At 73.2% G+C, this 19,109-nt stretch carries 21 protein-coding genes and 1 tRNA gene; 12 read left to right on the top strand and 10 right to left on the bottom strand.

Annotation, left to right across the window (positions count from 1 at the left end; genetic code table 11):
* The first annotated feature begins 35 nt into the window (after positions 1-35).
* From H7344_RS09790 to H7344_RS09755, 8 genes are all read left to right on the top strand, one after another.
* Entirely contained in the window at positions 36-770 is a 735-nt protein-coding gene (locus H7344_RS09790; protein ID WP_222130443.1) for an HAD family hydrolase, read from the top strand.
* Positions 771-835: 65 nt separating this feature from the next.
* Positions 836-3,085, top strand: a complete 2,250-nt coding sequence (locus H7344_RS09785; protein ID WP_186345816.1) for a SpoIIE family protein phosphatase — start codon at positions 836-838, stop codon at positions 3,083-3,085.
* A 63-nt stretch (positions 3,086-3,148) separates the two neighbouring features.
* Positions 3,149-3,457 (top strand): STAS domain-containing protein, encoded by a 309-nt coding sequence (locus tag H7344_RS09780; RefSeq protein WP_186345815.1) that lies wholly within the window; start codon positions 3,149-3,151, stop codon positions 3,455-3,457.
* The gene (locus H7344_RS09775; protein WP_186345814.1) at positions 3,454-3,846 is read left to right on the top strand and encodes an ATP-binding protein; all 393 of its coding nucleotides are present in this window, start codon (positions 3,454-3,456) and stop codon (positions 3,844-3,846) included. The genes H7344_RS09780 and H7344_RS09775 overlap by 4 nt, the downstream gene beginning before the upstream one ends.
* Before the next feature lie 39 nt (positions 3,847-3,885).
* Positions 3,886-5,295: an MFS transporter gene (locus tag H7344_RS09770; RefSeq protein WP_186345813.1), complete on the top strand. Its 1,410-nt coding sequence runs from the start codon at positions 3,886-3,888 to the stop codon at positions 5,293-5,295.
* 60 nt (positions 5,296-5,355) lie between these two features.
* Complete coding sequence (locus H7344_RS09765) at positions 5,356-6,531, top strand: hypothetical protein (protein ID WP_186345812.1); 1,176 nt, start codon at positions 5,356-5,358, stop codon at positions 6,529-6,531.
* A 206-nt stretch (positions 6,532-6,737) separates the two neighbouring features.
* Positions 6,738-7,964: a hypothetical protein gene (locus H7344_RS09760; RefSeq protein ID WP_186345811.1), complete on the top strand. Its 1,227-nt coding sequence runs from the start codon at positions 6,738-6,740 to the stop codon at positions 7,962-7,964.
* Positions 7,965-7,989: 25 nt separating this feature from the next.
* Complete coding sequence (locus tag H7344_RS09755) at positions 7,990-8,610, top strand: class F sortase (RefSeq protein ID WP_186345810.1); 621 nt, start codon at positions 7,990-7,992, stop codon at positions 8,608-8,610.
* 231 nt (positions 8,611-8,841) lie between these two features.
* Here the strand turns inward: H7344_RS09755 and H7344_RS09750 are convergent, their stop codons facing one another.
* From H7344_RS09750 to H7344_RS09720, 7 genes are read right to left on the bottom strand one after another with little or no spacing between them, the layout of a single operon-like run.
* Entirely contained in the window at positions 8,842-11,292 is a 2,451-nt protein-coding gene (locus tag H7344_RS09750) for a penicillin acylase family protein (RefSeq protein WP_186345809.1), read from the bottom strand.
* 43 nt (positions 11,293-11,335) lie between these two features.
* Complete coding sequence (locus H7344_RS09745) at positions 11,336-11,635, bottom strand: GroES family chaperonin (RefSeq protein ID WP_166193439.1); 300 nt, start codon at positions 11,633-11,635, stop codon at positions 11,336-11,338.
* A 32-nt stretch (positions 11,636-11,667) separates the two neighbouring features.
* A complete protein-coding gene (locus tag H7344_RS09740) occupies positions 11,668-11,919 on the bottom strand; it encodes a DUF3618 domain-containing protein (RefSeq protein WP_186345808.1) in 252 nt (83 codons plus the stop codon).
* Positions 11,916-12,761, bottom strand: coding sequence for an energy-coupling factor ABC transporter ATP-binding protein (locus H7344_RS09735; protein ID WP_229706888.1), 846 nt, complete (start codon positions 12,759-12,761; stop codon positions 11,916-11,918). Before H7344_RS09735 ends, H7344_RS09740 begins: the two co-directional genes overlap by 4 nt.
* Entirely contained in the window at positions 12,758-13,450 is a 693-nt protein-coding gene (cbiQ, locus tag H7344_RS09730) for a cobalt ECF transporter T component CbiQ (protein ID WP_186345807.1), read from the bottom strand. Before cbiQ ends, H7344_RS09735 begins: the two co-directional genes overlap by 4 nt.
* Positions 13,451-13,873 (bottom strand): PDGLE domain-containing protein, encoded by a 423-nt coding sequence (locus H7344_RS09725; RefSeq protein WP_186345806.1) that lies wholly within the window; start codon positions 13,871-13,873, stop codon positions 13,451-13,453.
* Positions 13,870-14,556 carry an energy-coupling factor ABC transporter permease gene (locus H7344_RS09720; RefSeq protein WP_186345805.1) on the bottom strand — a complete coding sequence of 229 codons (687 nt, stop codon included), beginning with the start codon at positions 14,554-14,556 and terminating at the stop codon, positions 13,870-13,872. Before H7344_RS09720 ends, H7344_RS09725 begins: the two co-directional genes overlap by 4 nt.
* Positions 14,557-14,658: 102 nt before the next feature.
* Here H7344_RS09720 and bcp point away from each other — a divergent pair, with 102 nt between their 5' ends.
* Positions 14,659-15,135 (top strand): thioredoxin-dependent thiol peroxidase, encoded by a 477-nt coding sequence (bcp, locus tag H7344_RS09715; protein ID WP_186345804.1) that lies wholly within the window; start codon positions 14,659-14,661, stop codon positions 15,133-15,135.
* 40 nt (positions 15,136-15,175) lie between these two features.
* A tRNA-Leu gene (locus H7344_RS09710) sits at positions 15,176-15,249 on the top strand.
* Between the two features lie 16 nt (positions 15,250-15,265).
* Here the strand turns inward: H7344_RS09710 and H7344_RS09705 are convergent.
* Positions 15,266-15,778, bottom strand: coding sequence for a hypothetical protein (locus H7344_RS09705; protein WP_186345803.1), 513 nt, complete (start codon positions 15,776-15,778; stop codon positions 15,266-15,268).
* A gap of 63 nt (positions 15,779-15,841) precedes the next feature.
* Here H7344_RS09705 and H7344_RS09700 point away from each other — a divergent pair, with 63 nt between their 5' ends.
* Positions 15,842-16,639: an SDR family NAD(P)-dependent oxidoreductase gene (locus H7344_RS09700; RefSeq protein WP_186345802.1), complete on the top strand. Its 798-nt coding sequence runs from the start codon at positions 15,842-15,844 to the stop codon at positions 16,637-16,639.
* Between the two features lie 45 nt (positions 16,640-16,684).
* Positions 16,685-17,575 carry a bile acid:sodium symporter family protein gene (locus tag H7344_RS09695; RefSeq protein WP_186345801.1) on the top strand — a complete coding sequence of 297 codons (891 nt, stop codon included), beginning with the start codon at positions 16,685-16,687 and terminating at the stop codon, positions 17,573-17,575.
* A 138-nt stretch (positions 17,576-17,713) separates the two neighbouring features.
* Here H7344_RS09695 and rdgB read toward each other — a convergent pair whose 3' ends face one another.
* Both rdgB and rph read right to left on the bottom strand, forming a co-directional pair.
* Positions 17,714-18,331 (bottom strand): RdgB/HAM1 family non-canonical purine NTP pyrophosphatase, encoded by a 618-nt coding sequence (rdgB, locus tag H7344_RS09690; protein ID WP_229706889.1) that lies wholly within the window; start codon positions 18,329-18,331, stop codon positions 17,714-17,716.
* Positions 18,332-18,335: 4 nt separating this feature from the next.
* A complete protein-coding gene (gene rph / locus H7344_RS09685; RefSeq protein ID WP_186345799.1) occupies positions 18,336-19,064 on the bottom strand; it encodes a ribonuclease PH in 729 nt (242 codons plus the stop codon).
* Positions 19,065-19,109: the final 45 nt, after the last annotated feature.

The raw sequence follows: 19,109 nt of genomic DNA, 5'->3' as shown, positions 1-19,109 counted from the left end.
ACTGCCGGAGCGTCCGGCGGGGAACCGTGCTCGCGATGACCATGCGAACCCCCGACACCCCCAGCCGCCCCGCCCGCCCCGAGCGCCCCGACTCCGTCGTCCTCGACCTGGACGGCACGCTCGTCGACTCCGTCTACGTCCACGTCGGCTGCTGGCGGGCGGCCTTCCGCGACGTGGGCGTCGACGTCGCGTCCCACCGGCTGCACCGCGCCATCGGCATGGGCGGGGACCGGCTCGTGGCGGAGGTGACCGACGACAGCGTCGAGCGGTCGGTCGGCGACGACGTGCGCGCCCGGCACGCACACCACTTCGACGCGAGGTTCGGCGAGATCGTCGCGCTCGACGGCGCCGAGGACCTGCTGGAGGCGCTGCGGACCTCGGGTCTCCAGGTCGTGCTGGCCAGCTCCGGGGAGCGCGAGCTCACCGACCGCCTGCTCGACCTCGTCCCCGGGACGTCGGCGATCCGCGCGACACTGGCCGGCGACGAGGCGGAGTCCAGCAAGCCCGCGCCCGACCTGCTCTCGGTGAGCCTCGAGCGGGTCGACGCCGCGCGTGCCTTCGCCGTCGGCGACACCGTCTGGGACGCCGAGTCGGCGCACGCCGCCGGCGTGGCGTTCGTCGGGGTGCTGACCGGTGGGGTCACCGCGGCGGAGCTGCGGGAGGCCGGCGCGGTCGAGGTCGTCGAGGGTCCGCGGGAGCTCGCCGAGCGGCTCGACGAGGTGCTCGCCGCGGTGGCCGAGGAGGCGGCGGGAGCCGACCGACAGGGGTGAGCCCGGCGCGGGTCGCCGACCGGTAAAGTGGCCCGCGACCTGCTGCGACTGCCGATGGAGCCCGCGTGACCGAGACGGTGTCGCCGCACACCCCGGCGTACGGTCGCGTCGACCTCAACAACTGCGACCGCGAGCCGATCCACATCCCGGGCGCCATCCAGCCGCACGGCGTGCTGCTCGCGGTCGACCCGGCCACCGGCACCACCGTGATGGTCTCCGCCAACGTCGAGGAGCTGCTCGGCGTCCCGCTCGACGAGGCGCTCGGCCGTCCCCTCACCGATTTCGTCGGCGAGGGCGCCACCCGCGCCATCGAGCACCATGCGGAGCTCGCGACCGCCCGCGAGCCGCTGACGCTGCTCCTGCCGGCCGACCGCGGCGGCGCGCTGGCCGGCGGCACGGTCGACGTCGGCGTGCACACCTCCGGCGGCCGCCTCGTCGTCGAGATCGAGTCGCTCGAGCGCGGCCGCGCCCTCCCGATGTCGTACCGCTCCGCCCGCAGCGCGATGGGCCGCCTGGCCGCGTCGACGACGGTCGACGAGCTGACCGCCCAGCTGGCGCGCGAGGTCTCCTCGATCACCGGCTTCGACCGGGTCATGGTCTACCGCTTCGACCAGCACTGGAACGGCGAGGTCGTCGCCGAGGAGCGCCGCGAGGACCTCAACCCGTTCCTGGGCCTGCACTACCCGGCCACCGACATCCCGGCCCAGGCCCGGCGGCTCTACACCGCCAACTGGACCCGGCTCATCGCCGACATCGGCTACACCCCCGTACCTCTCCACCCGGTGCTCGACCCGGCCACCGAGGCGCCGCTGGACCTGTCGCACTCCACGCTGCGCAGCGTCTCGCCGATCCACGTCGAGTACCTCTCCAACATGGGCGTCACCGCCTCGATGTCGGTCTCGCTCATCGTCGACGAGGAGCTGTGGGGCCTGGTGGCCTGCCACCACTACTCCGGTCCGCACCGGCCGAGCCAGGACGCCCGCGCCGCGGCGGAGTTCCTCGGCCAGGTCGCCTCGCAGATGGTCGCCGAGCGGGAGCGCTCCGACCAGCGCGAGGCCGCGCTCGCCGCTCAGTCGACGCTGGCGAAGATGACCGCCCGACTCTCTGCCTCGAGCGACGCCCCGCTCGACGGTCTCGTCGCCGACCCCGACCTGCTGCGCCTCATGGACGCCGGCGGCGTCGCGCTCTGCCACGACGAGCAGCTGCACACCGCCGGCCAGGTGCCCGACGACGACGTCGTACGCCGCATCGCCCAGCTGCTGCTGCGGCCCACCGGCGACGTCGTGGCCAGCGACCACCTCGCCGTGCTCGACCCCGCACTGGCCGAGCACGCGCCGGTCGCCGCCGGGGCGCTGTGCATCGCCGCCGGCCCGGAGAGCTGGCTGCTGTGGCTGCGGCCCGAGCTCGAGCAGGTCGTCGACTGGGGCGGCGACCCGACCAACAAGCTGCTCGCCGCGCAGGAGGGCCCCGAGGTCCGCCTCTCCCCCCGCAAGTCCTTCGAGAAGTGGCAGCAGGTCGTGCGCGGGCACAGCGCCCCGTGGGAGGCCTGGCAGGCCGACGCCGCCACGGCGCTGCAGACCCACGTCAACGGCCTCATGCTCCAGCGCTCGCGCGAGCAGATCGCGGTCGCGGAGTCCCTCCAGCGCTCGATCCTGCGCGAGCAGCTGCCCGAGGTCGAGGGCATCGACGTCGTCGCCCGCTACCTCCCGGCCTCGACCTTCCAGCTCGGCGGGGACTGGTGGGACGCCGTCGAGGTCGGCGGCGGCCGCGTCGCCTACGTGGTGGGCGACGTCGCCGGGCACGGCGTCAGCGCGGTCGGGGCGATGACCCAGATCCGAACCGCGATGCGCGCCTACCTCTTCGCCGGCGACGACCCCGGCACCTGCCTGGACCGCCTCGACCAGCTGATGTCGTCGCTCATCGACGAGCGCGTCGCAACCGCCCTGGTGGCCGTCGTCGACGCGGACAGCCGCCGGGTCGAGCTGGTGAGCGCCGGGCACCCGTTGCCGCTGCTCTTCGACGGCGTCACCGCTCGCGACGTACCCGTCACCGCGCGCCCCCTGCTCGGCCTCGGCGAGGGTCACGCCCGCGCCGCCGAGGTCGAGGTGCCGCCGGGCTCGACGCTGCTGATGTTCAGCGACGGCCTCGTCGAGCGGCGCGAGGTGGACCTGCTGGCCGCCCTCGACCTGCTCCGCGAGGCCGGCGGCACCGGGCCCGGCGACGAGCCGCTCGACCGGTGGATCGACCGCCTCGTCGAGGCGGTCCCCGGCGAGAAGGACGACGACACCACCGTCCTCGCCATCCGGTTCCACTGACCTCCGAAGGCGAGGGGAGGCACGGCCGCCACGGCCGAGGACCGCCTCCGTTACGATGACCGGGTGTTGGATCGACCCTTCAGTGCGGACTACGACGAGCAGAGCCGCACCGTGCGCGTGAGCGGCACGATCGACGAGCTCGCCGGCCCCCGGTTCCGCGACGTCCTGCAGAAGTACAGCAAGGACTTCGCCGAGACCCTCGTGGTCGACCTCAGCGACGTCGACTTCATGCCGAGCCTCGCCATCGGCGTGCTCGCCACCGCCCACAAGAACATGAGGAACGCCGGGGCCGAGCTCGACCTCGTCGCCGAGGACGGGTCCGTCGCGCAGCGCGTGCTGCACGTGTGCGCGATGCCCTACCGGACCGCATGAGCACCGGCGACGTCCGGTCCTACCGGCTCCCCTTCGAGCTGGCCGCCGCCACCGCGGCGCGGCACCAGCTCCACGACTTCCTGACGCAGGCGGGCGTGCCCGACCGGATCGTCAACGACGCGGCGCTCGTGGTCAGCGAGCTGGTCACCAACGGCGTCGAGCACGGCCGGTCCGACGACGACGCCATCCACGTCTCCTGGTGGGTGCAGGACGGCATGCTGACGCTCTGCGTGCGCGACGACGGCAGCGAGGCCGAGCCGACCGTGACGCAGGTCGACATGTACGCCCCCCGCGGCCGTGGCCTCGCCCTGGTCGAGTCGATCTGCCAGAGCCTCCAGATCGACCGCTCCGAGGGCACGCAGATCACCGCCACGCTCAAGCTGGGCTGACCCGTAGCACCACGCTCCCGGCCCGCGATCACCTTCGCGGTGCTGGCCACGGCAGCGGCGTCGTTCTCGCTGCTGCAGTCGTTGATCGTCCCGGTCCTCGCCCGGATCCAGGTCGAGCTCGACACCGACCAGGCGACCGTCACGTGGGTGCTGACGGCGTACCTGCTCTCCGCCTCGATCTGCACTCCCCTGCTCGGCCGGATCGGCGACGTGGTCGGCAAGGTGCGGATGCTCGTCATCACGATGAGCGCGCTCGTCGTCGGGTCGCTGATGGCGGCCTTCGCGCCGAGCATCGGCTGGCTCATCGCGGCGCGCGTGGTGCAGGGTGCCGGTGGCGGCGTGCTGCCGCTGTCGTTCGGGATCATCCGCGACGAGTTCGGACGACGGATGCCGACCGCCCTGAGCGTGATCGCCTCGCTGACCGCCGCCGGCTTCGGCATCGGCGTCGTCGTGGCAGGGCCGATCGTCGACGGGCTGGGCTACCGCTGGCTGTTCCTGCTGCCGATGTTCGCGACCGCCGCGGCCGCCGTCGCCGCCCTGCTGTTCGTGCCCGAGTCGCCCGTGCGCACCGCCGCCCGGCTGCCGGTGCTGCCCGCGCTGCTGCTCAGCGGGTGGCTCGTCTCGCTGCTTCTGGCGCTGAGCAAGGGCAACGCGTGGGGCTGGGCCTCCGGCCGCGTCCTCGGCCTGCTGGCCGCTGCGGTCGTGCTGCTGGTCGTCTGGGTCCGCACCGAGTCCCGCGCACCGGTGCCGATGATCGACATGCGGATGATGCGCCGGCGTGGGGTGTGGACCACCAACCTCGTCTCGGGCTTCGTCGGGTTCGGCATGTTCGCGTCGTTCGGCTTCCTGCCGCAGTTCCTGCAGACCCCCGAGGAGGCCGGCTACGGATTCGGCGCGACCATCTCGGAGTCGGGGTGGCTGCTGCTCCCCTCCGCGGTCGCGAGCTTCCTCGTCGGGTTCGTCACCGCCCGGCTCGTGCGGACGCTCGGCGCCCGCGTGGTCGTGGTGACCGGCGCGCTCGCCGCGGCGGCGACGTACTTCTCCATGGCCCTGCTCCACGACGAGACCTGGCAGCTGTACGCCGCCACGAACGTCCAGGGCCTCGGCTCCGGCCTGATCTTCTCCAGCCTCGCCGGCGTCGTCATCGCCTCGGTGCCGCCGGAGCAGACCGGCGTCGCGAACGGGATGAACGCCAACATCCGCACCATCGGCGGCGCCGTCGGGTCGGCCGTCATGGCCGGGATCGTGACCGCCCACGTGCTGCCGAGCGGCATCCCCGAGGAGCGCGGCTACACCCTCGGCTTCGCCGTCATCGGCGTCGTGATGCTGCTCGCCGCGCTCGCGGCGGCCTTCATCCCGGACGTCCGGCACCTCGGCGGGGCGGCCGATCCTCAAGACGGCCGCAAGATTGTCCCCTCCCGCCGCAAGGTTCCTGCAACACGGACCTGATCGGCCGAGACCGCTGCGACGCTTCTTCCACCAAGCTACCTCCCGGAAGAAGACACCTACGTGCGCACCCGCCTCGCTCCACTCGCCGCCCTCGCGGCGGCCGCCGTCGTCGTCCCGGTCGTCAGTCTCGCGCCCACCTCGGTGGCGGCGCCCAGCACGGACAAGGTGTGCGCCCCGCTCTCGTCCGGGAAGATCGACACCAAGGGCGACCCGCAGTCGGTCACCGTCCATGCCCCCGCCGGGAAGATGATCGTCGGCTACTGCGTGAAGGCCGGCAGTGCCCAGCAGGGCAACGGCCCGGTCACGGTGGATCTCGCGAAGCCGGTCGACACCCTCACCATCCGGCACCCGTCGGGCAAGGCGGTCTCGCACTACTCCGTGCGCTGGGGCACGATCGTGTCGCCGGCGCCCACCACGCCGGCCCCGACCACCCCGTCCGAGCCTGCGCCCACCACCCCGGCCCCCACCGAGCCCGCGCCGACCATCCCGGCTCCGACGACCGGCCCTGACCCCGTCGTCGTGCCCGACCCGGTCGTCGTCGAGGACACCGAGAACGACCCGGCCGTCGACCCGCACGGCAACTTCGACTGGAACTGGCGCTACGCCGACCCGTCCTGCTACGGGCTCTTCGTCCCCTACCCGTCGAACATCCCCGACGGGCAGTCCAACGACGTCAACGTCCGCGTGTGGACGGACTCCGCCGGCGAGGTCACGCTGAACTTCCACAACAACGTGGCCACCTGGTCGGGCAACCAGGAGTTCGTCTACAGCCAGCACCGGAGCTGGCCGGCCGGCGTGCGCGAGTATGCCGTGGTCTGGACCCAGGTCGGCGGCAGCAACTACCACTACGGCGAGAAGTTCCACCAGGAGCCGGCCAAGGCGCCGCTGACCTGCCGGATCAACGACGACGGCGACCCGGAGACGTACGACGTGCCGCTCGCCGTCAGCGACATCGAGGGCTGGCGCACCAGCGCGACGACCGTTCGCAAGGGCGCCACCCCGCCGGCCGCCCGCGTCACCGTCGAGCAGCCGGGCCTGGAGACCCTCACCCTGCAGCGCTACCAGGCCGGCCGCAGCTGGAGCACCGTGAAGACCATCACGCCGGGCAGCCGCACGACCACGGTCGTCTTCCCGCGGGAGAAGAGGAAGGGCACCTACCGCTACCGCCTGGTGCTCCCCGGCTCGGAGGCGACCACCGGCGCGACCACGAAGGCGTTCATCGTCCGGGTCCGCTGACCGTCCGAGGAGGACTGCCACCGCGAGGTGGCCCACGAGCCACGAGGGCCGGTTCCCCGGGGGGAGGACCGGCCCTCGTGCCATGCCCGGGGACGTCGGCACGAGGGCGCACCCGTAACCCCGCCGCCGTGCGGCCGTTGGGATGACTGGACCACTGTCGACATCGGGGCCGCGTTCCGGGAGGCGCGCGGCGGGGGAGCCACACCGTGACCACACGTCGTACCGCCGCGCGGATCGCCGCCGCGACCACCGCCAGCTCGCTCGTGCTGCTGACCGGCGCGCCCGCGCTGGCCGCCGAGGACCCGGTCGCGCAGGCCAGCGCCACCGCCGTGCGGCTCACGATCGGGGGCACGCCCGCCGACTCCGGGACCTACCGGGTCACCAACGACGGCAAGCGGCAGCGCACGACGGGCAGCGACAGCCCCGCGATCTCGGTGCTGACGGGCCAGGACTTCATCCAGGCCGGCACGTTGGCGCAGAAGGCGCGCACCCAGATCGAGGACGGCCGCGGCGCGTCCGCAGCCTGCTCCGGCCTGGCCGGCGACGGTGCGGTGCTGCTCGAGGTCGACGAGGGCAGCTGCCTGCGCCCGGGTGAGAACCTCGAGCTGAACGCCGGGAACCTCGACCTCTCGAACCTCCAGATCCTCCGGTCCGACTTCCTCGCCGGGTTCGACCAGCAGCTCCAGGACGCCCTCGCGCCGGTCCTCGACCCGCTTCTCGCCGGCCTCCAGACGGCGCTCGAGCAGGTGCTCACCGCCGCAGACGCCGCGATCGTCCTCGACCTCGGTGCGATCCAGAGCTTCTGCATCGCCCGCCCGGGCGAGGTCAGCGGCGGCACCACGCTCGCCGGCGCGGGCGCCTCGCTGCGCCTCGCCGGCCAGGAGGTCGACCTGGTCGACCTGCCGGCCGACCCCGCCCCGAACACCAAGCTCGTCACCGACCTCGGCGAGGTCGTCGACCTGCTCCTGCAAGCGCTGCGCACGCAGTTCACCGAGGCCATCGGCGGCGCGCTCGGCCCCCTCGCCCAGGTCGTCGACCAGGCCGAGGTGCTCACCTCCGCGCTCGGCACCGTCGGCGAGCAGCTCGCGCCGCTGGAGGACAACGTCCTCGACGTCACGCTCAACAAGCAGGAGCGCGGACGTGACCGGATCGACGTCACCGCGCTTGACCTGCGGCTGCTGCCCGCCGCGGCCAGCTTCGGCGTGGAGCTGCTGAACGTCGAGATCGGCCACAGCAGCTGCGGTCCGAACGGGCGCGTCCAGCCCGACGAGCCGAACACCCCGGCGCCGCAGCCCCAGCCGGAGGAGCCGCAGGTCCCGATCTCGGTGCCGGCGGGCAGCGACGGCGCGCTGGGCACCGGCGGGCTGGTCGCGCTTCTCCTGGCCGCGATCGGCGCCGGCGTCGCCGCCACGCGTCGTACGCTCCGCTCCTGAGCCGCCCGGACCGACCGAGCCGACCGTGACCAGCGCCGACGACACCGAGCCGGGGCCGGGCGCGCGCCGGGAGGCGGTACGCCGCCGGGTCGCCGCGGTCGCGCACGGTGTGTGGGTCGGGGTGCTGGTGCTGGCCCTCGGGCTCACCGTGGCCGGCGCGGTGCTGCCGGGAGGCGAGTCCGCGGCGCGGTCGTACGTCGCGCCGGCGCCCGCGCAGCCGATCCGGCTGAAGATCCCCTCGCTCGACGTGGTCGCGCCCGTCGCGCCCATCGGCATGCGGCCCGGCCGCGTGCTCCAGCCGCCGGCCGACCCCGACCAGGTCGGCTGGTGGGACGTCAGCGCCCGCGCCGGCGCGCGGGGCGGACAGACCGTGGTCACCGGCCACACCGTGCACACCGGCGGCGGGGCGCTCGCCCGGGTGCCGTCGTTGAAGCAGGGCCAGCGCGTGCTCGTGGTGAGCCGCAAGGGCACGGTCCGCTACCGCGTGACGACCGTGCAGGTGATGAGCCGAGCGAGACTCGCCGAGCGCGCCGAGGCGCTCTTCGGCCAGGACCACGGCCGGGGCCGGCTGGTGCTCGTGACCTGCTCGGACTGGAACGGCTCGTACTTCGAGAACAACGTCGTCGTCCTCGCCCGGCCCCTCTGAGGGACCGGACGAGGACGGACCGGCTGCTCCCTGCTGGGGTCAGCCGGAGCCACGACCGGACGAAGTTGACGAGTGTCGACGTAGTGGTCCCCGTCGCCTTCGTTACCGGCAGGTTCGACAGGCGGGAGCCTGACCTTCTGGGCCTCCGCAACACCTCTGGGCCCAAGCAACGGCCCAGAACGTCAGGCGTACCACCTATGGGTGGTACGCCTGCACGGCCGGCGCCCCCTCTCAGCGGCCCGTGACGACCTTCCGCCGGACCAGGTCGCGCCGGACCTGGGCGTCGGTCCAGGGGAAGCGGACCCACTTCTCCTGGGCGAAGAGGCGGGTCTGGTCCGACGACCACGGGGAGGCGGGGTCCTCGGACTGGCCGTAGGTGAGGATCGTGCGCGCGTCGAGGCCGCCGCCGCGCCGGTAGCTGATCGCCTGGATGTGCGAGGAGCCGTAGGTGATCGGCTTGTACCGCCCGCCCTTGGTCACGTTGCGCGAGGACAGCACGTTGGCGTTGCCGAGCTCGTCGCCGTCACCGCCGCCGAGGCCGATGGCGGGGGCGCCGCGGTCGCCGGCGACCTGGAGCGAGCCCCACCTCGCGTCGAAGGGCACGCCGGCCTCGCGCACCGCGGCGATGGCGTCGGCCATCGCCTGCACGACGCCGGGGTTGGCCCAGTTGAGGCCGCGCGGGGTGTTGAGCGGGTCGGCGGCACTGAACGGCACCGTCCAGACCGTGTCGACCAGGTCGAGGGGCAGCGCGGGCAGCCGCTCGACGAAGGCCTCGAAGAGGTGGACGCCGCGGGAGTCGCGGTCCGAGCGGCCGTCCCACGTCCGGAGCGCGGCGCACGCGTCGGTCTCCCCCGTCAGCGAGCAGACCCGGTCGAGGGCGCCGTCGGCGCGCATCACCTCGGCAGCCATCACCCGGTTCTCGTGCTGGTGGCCGCGGAAGCTGGCCGGCGTCTCCTTGCGGCCCTTGGCGAGCCGACGGGCGACGTAGTCGGCGACGACGCGGGTGCGCATGGTCCGCTCGCAGCGCTCGCAGCCGATGATGCTCGGGAAGCCCTCGAGCCGCGAGGCCGGGTGGGGCAGCCAGTAGGAGTCGTTGGCGTTCATCACCCAGTCGCGGCGCACCACCGACGGCAGGTTCCGCGGGCCGAGGATGCCGGGGCGCTGGGCGTCGGCGTCCGCGCCCCACGCGCAGTCGCTCTCGGCGCGGGTGCCGTCGAGCCCGGGCAGGCCGGCGACGGTGTCGATGACCCGGCCGACGACGGTGAGACAGCGCTGCTCCATGGCGTTGGTGACGTGCGGGACGACCGAGTGGTCGGCGTACAGCACGTCGCCCTTGCGGTCCGCGGCCGTCGTGTTGACCCACGGCATGCCGCCACCTCGGTCCTGGCGGCGCAGCAGGTCGCGGACGTCGCGCGCCTTGCCCATGTCCAGGAACGTGTCGAGCGTGCGCAGGTGCTCGGCGTTCGCGTCCCGGATCGCCCACACGCTCAGCGGGCTCCACGGCATCAGCTGGGCGGGGTCGTCGACGACGTAGCCCTGGGCGGTGCGCCACACGTCCTCGGTGACGGTGCGGACCTTGCCGCCCCGGCGGACCTTGACCCGCACCTCGTGGCGCTGGAGCTGCTTCGGCCCGCTCTCGGTGAGGTACGACGTGGGGCCGAGGAGGCGGTACTCGTAGGGCGTGAAGCGGTACGCCGTGGAGACGGTGTGGCTCCACGCGACGTCCTTGTTCCAGCCGATGTTGATCGCGGGCGAGCCGATCAGCGAGGCACCGGCCACGTCGTAGCGGCCCGGGATCGTCTGGTGCTGCTGGGTGAACTTGTAGCGGCCCTTCCACGGGAAGTGCGGGTTGCCGAGCAGCATCCCCTTGCCGGTGCTCGTGACGCGGCCGCCGGCCGCGGTCGCGTTCGAGCCGAAGGGCGCGTCGGGGTCGCGGCCGAAGCCCTTGAGGAGCGCGTCCTTGTCGACGTCAGCGGCCCGCAGCGGCAGCTCGGGGAGGCCGGGGTCGGTGAGCGTCGGCGGCGCGGCGTCGGCGATCTCCGGGATGAACACGCCGGTGGAGGCGAGCAGGTTGGCGAGGTACACGCCGTACCAGAGGTCGAGCGGGGTGACGTCGGGCTTCAGGTAGCCGGCGCCCTTGCAGGCCGGGTCGGTGACGCCGGTGCGGCCCTCCTCGCGCAGGTAGGTGTTGAGGCCGGCGGTGTAGCCCCGGACCATCGCCCGGGCCTGCTTGCCGGGGCCGGCGACCTTGTCGCGCAGCAGCTTCTCGACGACCCGGCGGTTGCGCAGGTCGCCGACCACGGTGTCGACCTGGAGGTTGCTGGCGTCGAGGGTGACCTGGTCGTTGTAGCGACCCTTCGGGCCGAACCACAGCGACCGCTCGCCGCGGCCGGTGACCAGGGTGTCGGCCAGCGTGCACAGCGACGCGCCCGCGGCGGCGTACCCGCTGCCGAAGCCGAGCGAGCCGAAGTCGTCGGCGGTGATGTGCGGGATGCCGTGCTTGGTCCACTCGATCGTCGCGCGGTAGCGCGCCGGCTTCCCGACGGCGGCGGGCGAGGCGGCGGACGTCGTGGCGGCACCGGGCCCCTCGGGCGCACCGGAGGCGGTCGACGGGACGGACACGGCGAGGCCGGCGGGCACCAGGGCGGCCGCGGCGAGGGAGCAGGTCAGGCGTCTCAGCACGCCCGCTCAACGGCCGCTGACCTGCGGAGTTACGTCAGACGTGTCAGAGGTAGAGCCCGGTCGCCTCGTCGGCGAGGCGCTCCGCGGCGACCGCGTGGACGTCGCGCTCACGCATGACGACGTACAGCTCGCCGTGCACCTCGACCTCGGCCTTGTCGCCGGCCTCGAAGAGCACGCGGTCGCCGACCTCGACAGCCCGCGCGTGCGGACCGACGGCGACGACCTTCGACCACGACAGCCGGGTGGCGCCCATCGCGGCGGTGGCGGGGATGACGATCCCGCCGGAGGAGCGCCGCTCACCGGCGTCCGCGTCGACCTCGCACAGGATGCGGTCGTGCAGCATCTTGATCGGGGTCTTGTCAGAGGCGGGCACGATCAGCCGGCGACCTTCCGGACCACGACGAGCAGGGCGACCGCGCCCACGACCGCGCCGACGGTCTTGAGGATGTTGTCGGTGCGGGGGTTGCCGGCCGCGTCGACGTAGTGCGCCTTGATGGTCGCGACCTCGCGGCCGACGATCGTCTTCGGGCTCGAGCGGTACAGGAGCTGGTCGATGGTGGTCGCCAGGCGCTCGCGGGTCTCCTCGATCTCGCGCTCGAGGGAGGAGGTGTCGTTGCCCTTGCTCACGTGAGGTCTCCTGGGTTCGTGTGCGTGCCGGGAGATGCTACCGATCCCCCGGTGTCCGGCGTGCGGCGCGGTGCGGTCCCCTGCCCGGTGCCCACTCCTGGCCCGAGCGTGCGGGGGTCGAAGCCGAAGGGCAGCTCGAGGCGGTGCGCGCGCATGAGCGCGTCGTCGGTGAGGACGTCGTACGTCGACCCGTCGGCCACGACCGTGCCCCCGGAGAGCACGACGGCGCGGGGGCAGAGCTCGAGGGCGTAGGGCAGGTCGTGGGTGACCATCAGCACCGTCACGTCCAGCGCGCGCAGGATGTCGGCGAGCTCTCGTCGGGAGGTCGGGTCGAGGTTGGAGGACGGCTCGTCCAGCACCAGCACCTCCGGCTCCATCGCGAGCACGGTGGCGACCGCGACGCGGCGGCGCTGGCCGAAGGAGAGGTGGTGCGGCGGGCGGTCGACGTGCTCGGCCATCCCGACCTGCTCGAGCGCGGCCATGACCCGGCGGTCCAGCTCGGCGCCGCGGACGCCGAGGTTGGCGGGGCCGAAGGCGACGTCCTGGCGGACCGTGCCCATGAAGAGCTGGTCGTCGGGGTCCTGGAAGACGATGCCGACGCGGCGCCGGACCTCCTGGATGTGCTTCTTCTCCACCGGCAGCCCGCTGACCGCGACGCTCCCCGCACCGGCGGTGAGGATGCCGTTGAGGTGCAGGACGAGCGTGGTCTTGCCGGCGCCGTTCGGGCCGAGCAGCGCCACCCGCTCCCCGCGGTGGACGTGGAGGTCGACGCCGAAGAGCGCCTGGTGGCCGTCGGGGTAGGCGTAGGCCAGGCCGCGGACGTCGAGGACGGGGGCGCTCATCGGTGCTCGTGCCCACCTGTCGTCGTCGGCAGCGTGCCGGTGTAGCCGCGGGACAGCATCGCGAGGTGGACCCGCTCGCCCCGCTCGTAGCTGCGGATGAACAACGCCCCCAGCGAGCGGGCCAGCACCGGCCAGTGCCGAGGCGAGCGCGGCTCGCAGCCGCGCGAGCGCATGGCGGTCAGCGTCCGGCCGAGGTCAGCGGTGACCACGTCGAGGTAGCGCAGCATGAACGACATGATCTCGACCAGCAGCGGCGGCATCCGCAGCCGCCGCAGCCCAACCAGCACGTCGGTCGGCTCCGTGGTCGCGGCCAGGGTGAGCGAGGCCATCACGCCGATCGTTCCCTTGACGGCAAGGCCCCACGCGGCGACCAGGCCGGGCTCGGAGACGGTGAGGCCGAGGACTTCGGTGCGTGGACCCTCCGCGACGAACGGCACGAGCGCCGCGAAGACGAGGAACGGCACCTCGACGACCATCCGCCGCAGCACCCAGCCGAGCGGCACCCGTGCGACCAGCACGGTGCCGACCACGACGGCGGCGTAGGCCGCGAACACGGCGTACCACTCGCGGGGCGTGGCGACGACGAGCAGGACGAAGCCGACCAGCACCAGGATCTTCAGGTGCGCCGGCGCGCGGTGGACGGCGCTGTGGCCGTGGTGGTGCAGACGGTGGCCGTGGGCGGCACCCACTCAGGCCCGCTCGGGTGCGGAGGCGCGCTCGTCCGAGGTGTCCGGGGCCTGGTCGGTGGGGTCGGTGGGGCCGCGCCGGCGCAGGGCGAGCGCGAGGCCGCCGGTCAGCACGAGCACGACGAGGGTCCCGAGCACGCCGGCGATGCCGACGCTGAGCCGCTCGTCGTCCACGCCCTTCGTGGCGTAGTCCGCGAAGGGGCTGTCGGCGGTCGGTGAGTCCTCGGCGGTGTCGAGGAAGCCGGTCTCCCCCGCGACGTGCTCGAGGCCGTCGGGGTGGGAGCTGGCGTAGTAGCTGGCGACGCCGGCCACGAGGAGCGCGACGACGAGGCCGGCGACCAGGAGGGCGCGGGTGCTGACCCGGCGGCGGACCGGCTGCCGGGCCCGGTCGTCGGTCGTGCCGCTGCCGCTGGTGTGGGTGCTCATGCCGCCACCGTCCGGATCTCGAGCTCGCGGGCGGCCACCAGCGGTCGGGCGCCGCGGACCAGGTCGGGCCGCACCGCGACCACGGCGCCCACCACCAGGCCGGTCACGACCGCCTCGCCGATGCCGATGAGGACGTGCCAGCCGAGCATCGCGGTGAGCACCTTTCCGGCGTCGACCGGGGCGGTGCCGCCGATCGCGAAGAGCAGGCTGAAGACCGCCGCCGCGACCGGGACCGACACGAACGCCGCGACCGCCGCGGTCGGCGCGACCGTGCCGAGTCGGTGCGGCAGCACGGCCTGGAGCGCGCGGAACACGACGTACCCGACCAGCGCGGTGACCACGCCGATCAGCACGACGTTGGTGCCGAGCGCGGTGATGCCGCCGTCGGCCATGAACAGTGCCTGGACGACCAGCACCACCGACACGCACAGCAGGCCGGTCCACGGGCCGACCAGGACGGCGGCCAGCGCGCCGCCCATCAGGTGGCCGCTGGTGCCGGCGCCGACGGGGAAGTTGATCATCTGCGCCGCGAACACGAACGCCGCCACGAGCCCCGCCATCGGGGCGGTGCGGTCGTCGAGCTCGGTGCGCGCCCTGCGGAGCGCGACGCCGACCGCGGCCGCGGCGACCACCCCCGTCGCGACGGACGTCGGTGCGTCCAGGAACCCGTCGGGCACGTGCATGGTGCGGCTCCTCGGCTGTCGGAGGTCGTCGGTACCGTCGACGGCGCCGGCGGACCCCGCCCAGCCTATGTTGTTGCACATCGCTCGCAAGAAGGAGAACCCGTGGCCGAGACGCCCCGCCTGTCCCCCGGTGATGCCGCACCGGACTTCACCCTGCCGGACGACACCGGTGAGCAGGTGACGCTCTCGGACCTGCGCGGGCGGAAGGTGATCGTCTACTTCTACCCCTCCGCGATGACCCCGGGCTGCACCAAGCAGGCCTGCGACTTCAGCGACTCCCTCGACTCGCTGCAGGCGTCCGGCTACGAGGTGCTCGGCATCTCGCCCGACAAGCCGGAGAGGCTCGCGAAGTTCCGCGAGAAGGAGGGCCTGACGATCCGCCTGCTCTCCGACGCCGACAAGGCCGTGATGACCGCCTGGGGTGCGTTCGGCGAGAAGAAGCTCTACGGCAAGGTCGTCCAGGGCGTCATCCGCTCCACCGTCGTCGTCGGCGAGGACGGCACCGTCGAGGTGGCGCAGTACAACGTCAAGGCCACCGGCCACGTCGCCAAGCTGCGCAAGGACCTCGCGCTGGCCTGACGCGCGGCCGGCGCCGCGGCGTACTTAGACTCGGCGCCGCGCGCCCGTAGCCCAATTGGCAGAGGCACCAGGTTTAGGTCCTGGCCAGTGAGAGTTCGAGTCTCTCCGGGCGCACCCTCCGGGATCGGGGTCACGCGCCGTCGAGCGCTGCCTCGTACGACGCGACCTCGCGCCGCGTGAGCGCGAGCCGCATCCGCACGACGACCGAGCCGCGCACGACGTGCTGCTCGGCGTCGCGCGGGAGCATGCCGCCCGTCAGGGACAGCATCTCCTCGGAGCGGCGCTGCGCGGACTCAGGAGATCCCCACACCTCGACGAGCGCGCCGCACTCGATGCCGGGCTGGTCACACGGGAAACGGGAGTCGAGCACGGTCCAGCCCTCGACGAAGTCCGCCGGCCCACCGGGCATCCTGACCAGGTCGCCCTTGCGCAGCGGCACCAGCCGCTCGGTCGTCGGCATCGCCCCGAGCGCGGCGGCGACCTCCGCCCCGCTCGGACCACGGTCCCCGCTCTCCGCAGCCGTAGCCGGACCACCCGCCGGTGCAGGGCCCTCGGCGCAGGACGCCAGCCCGACGGCCAGTCCGATCGTCAGGCCCGCGACGAGCAGGCGGGCCAGCAGCGACGGAGTGACCCGAGTCGGCATGGCGGCACCGTAACCGCTGAGGGGACCGGTCTCGAGCCATCCACCGCGGGGTACCCGGCCGCCATGGACTCCACGAAGCAGGCAGGGCTCGCGCTGGTGACCGGTGCGTCGACCGGGATCGGGCTGTCGGTGGCCCGCGAGCTGGCCGGGCGCGGGTACGACGTGGTGATGGCGGCCGAGGAGCCGGAGGTCCACGTCGCCGCGGCTGAGGTCAAGACCACGCACGGCACCGACGTCCGCGCCGTCCAGGTCGACCTGACCCGTCCCGAGGAGGTCGAGCACCTGTGGCGCGAGGCGGCCGGCACCGGCCGGCCCGTCGACGTGGCGGTGCTCAACGCGGGCGTGGGGGTCGGCGGGACCTTCGCCGACACCGACCTCGACCGTCACCTCGGGCTGGTCGACCTCAACGTCCGCTCGACCGTGCACCTGGCCAAGCTCGCCGTCGACGACATGGTCCGGCGCGGATCGGGCCGGATCCTGGTGACGGCGTCGATCGCCGCGGTCGCGCCGAGCCCGTTCCAGGCGACGTACGCCGCGTCCAAGGCGTTCGTGCACTCCTTCGCCGAGGGCATCCGCCACGAGCTGCAGGACACCGGCGTCAGCGTCACGTCGTTGATGCCGGGCCCGACCGACACCGAGTTCTTCCGGCGCGCCGACCTGCTCGACACCCCGCTGGGCCAGGGCCCGAAGGACGACCCGGACGACGTGGCGCGCGACGGGCTCGACGCGTTGTTCGCCGGCAAGCCGCACGTGGTCGCGGGCTCGATGAAGAACCGCGCCCTCGCCGAGATCGCCACGCACCTCCCTGACCGGCTGACGACGAAGGCGTTCGCGGCGCAGACCAAGAAGAAGGACGACTGAGCGGTTCTGCGCCCGTGCTGTGACGGCGGTCACTAGAGTCCGCGCATGGACTCCGCCCTGACCACCGTCGGTCTGCCCATCGCCTTGGGCATCATCATGCTCGGCCTCGGGCTGTCGCTCGTGCCCGACGACTTCCGTCGGGTCGCGCGGCACCCCAAGGCGGTCGCCGTGGCGCTCGCCTGCCAGCTGGTGCTGCTGCCGCTGTTCTGCTTCGGGCTGGTCAAGGTGCTCGACCTGTCCCCGCTGCTCGCCATCGGCATGTTGCTGCTCGCCGCCTCCCCGGGCGGCACGAGCGCCAACCTCTACAGCCACCTCTTCCGCGGCGACGTCGCCCTCAACGTCACCCTCACGGCGATCAACTCGATCGTCGCGATCGTCACGCTGCCGGTGATCACCAACCTGGCGATCAGCCACTACGGGCTCGAGGACGAGGTGTCCCTGCAGTTCACCAAGGTGGTCGAGGTGTTCGCGGTCGTGCTGGTGCCGGTGGCGATCGGCATGCTCATCCGGCAGCGCGCCGCGGCGTTCGCCGCCCGGATGGACAAGCCGGTGCGGATCGGGTCGGCGGTCATCCTCGGCGTGCTGGTGCTCGGGATCCTGCTCGACCAGCGCGAGGACGTCGGGGACTACATCGCGGACGTCGGCCTGGCGGCCGCCCTGTTCTGCGCGGTCTCCCTCGTCGTCGGGTACGTCGTGCCCCGCGCGGCCGGGATCCGGGAGAGCGAGGCGATCGCCTCCTCGATGGAGATCGGCGTGCACAACGGCACGCTGGCGATCTTCGTCGCGGTCGAGGTCCTCGACAGCACCCGGATGTCGGTGCCGGCCGCCGTCTACTCGGTCTTCATGTTCATCTTCGCCGCCCTGTGGGGGCTCCTGCTCACCCGGTACCTCGCCCGCCGCGACACGGCGTCCCCGCGGTCGACGCCGGTGGGCTGAGCGGCGAGCTGCATGTAACGCGCTGTCCGTACAACTACCGCGCCGTTCGAGCGGCGCGGTAGCTGTACGGATGGCGCGGTAGTCGGTCGGACGGCGCGTTACCTGTGCGGACGGCGCGGTAGACCGACGGACGGCGCGTTACATGTGGAGCGCGCGGGCCACGAGCGGGGCGATCTCCCTCAGGGCGCGGCCGCGGTGGGAGACGGCGTCCTTCGCGGCCGGGTCGAGCTCGGCGGAGGTCAGCCCGGGGGCGGCGTGCTCGTCGGCGACGAAGAGGACGTCGTACCCGAAGCCGCCGCTGCCCCGCTGCTCGCGGATGACGTGCCCGTCCATCCGGCCGTGCACGACCAGCTCGGTGCCGTCGGGGTGGACGAAGGCGATCGCGCAGGCGAAGTGGGCGGTACGCCGCTCGTCGGGGACGTCCTCGAGCTGCTCGAGCAGCAGCCGGTTGTTGCGGGCGTCGTCCTTCGGCTTGCCCGACCACCGCGCCGACAGCACGCCCGGCATCCCGTTGAGCGCGTCGACGCACAGGCCCGAGTCGTCGGCCAGCGCGGGCAACCCGGTGGCCGCCGCGCCCGCGCGGGCCTTGAGCAGCGCGTTGCCCTCGAAGGTCGACTGGTCCTCGACCGGCTCGTCGTACGCCGTGACGTCGTCGAGGCCGACCACCTCGACGTCGGGAGCGTGCTCGCGGAGGATCCGCTCCATCTCGGCGAGCTTCTTGGCGTTGCGCGAGGCGAGGAACACCTTGGTTTCCACAGGCTCAACCAACGCGGAGCGCCTCCTGCTGCATCCGGGTGAGGTCGGCGCAGCCCTTCTCGGCCAGCCCGAGGAGCGCGTCGAGCTCGGAGCGGTCGAAGGCGGCGCCCTCGGCGGTGCCCTGGACCTCGACGAACTTCCCGTCGCCGGTCATGACGACGTTCATGTCGGTCTCGGCGCGGACGTCCTCGACGTAGGGCAGGTCGAGGCGCGGGACGCCGTCGATGATGCCGACGCTGACCGCGGCGACCGAGCCGGTGAGCGGCTGGGCGGAGGCGGCGAGCGCCCCGGAGGCCTTGAGGGACGCGACGGCGTCGGCCAGGGCGACGTACGCACCGGTGATCGCGGCGGTGCGCGTGCCGCCGTCGGCCTGGAGGACGTCGCAGTCGAGGACGATGGTGTTCTCGCCGAGCGCCCGGTAGTCGATGACGGCGCGCAGCGAGCGGCCGATGAGCCGGCTGATCTCATGGGTGCGGCCGCCGATGCGACCCTTGACCGACTCGCGGTCCGAGCGGGTGTTGGTGGCGGCGGGGAGCATGGCGTACTCCGCGGTGACCCAGCCGAGGCCGGAGCCCTTGCGCCAGCGTGGCACGCCCTCCGAGGCCGACGCGGCGCACAGCACCCGGGTCTTCCCGAACTCCACTAGCACCGAGCCGGCGGCGTGGTCCAGCCACCCGCGGGTGATCTTGATCGGGCGCAGCTCGTCGTCGGCCCGGCCGTCTTCGCGTGTCATGGGGACCACGCTAGAGGGCCGGGCCGACGTCGGGGAGCCGGGGCG

This window comes from Nocardioides deserti, from assembly GCF_014266025.1.
Taxonomy (GTDB): Bacteria; Actinomycetota; Actinomycetes; order Propionibacteriales; family Nocardioidaceae; genus Nocardioides; species Nocardioides deserti.
Note: the sequence above shows the minus strand (reverse complement) of the source record. Positions and strands in the feature narration are given on the sequence as shown.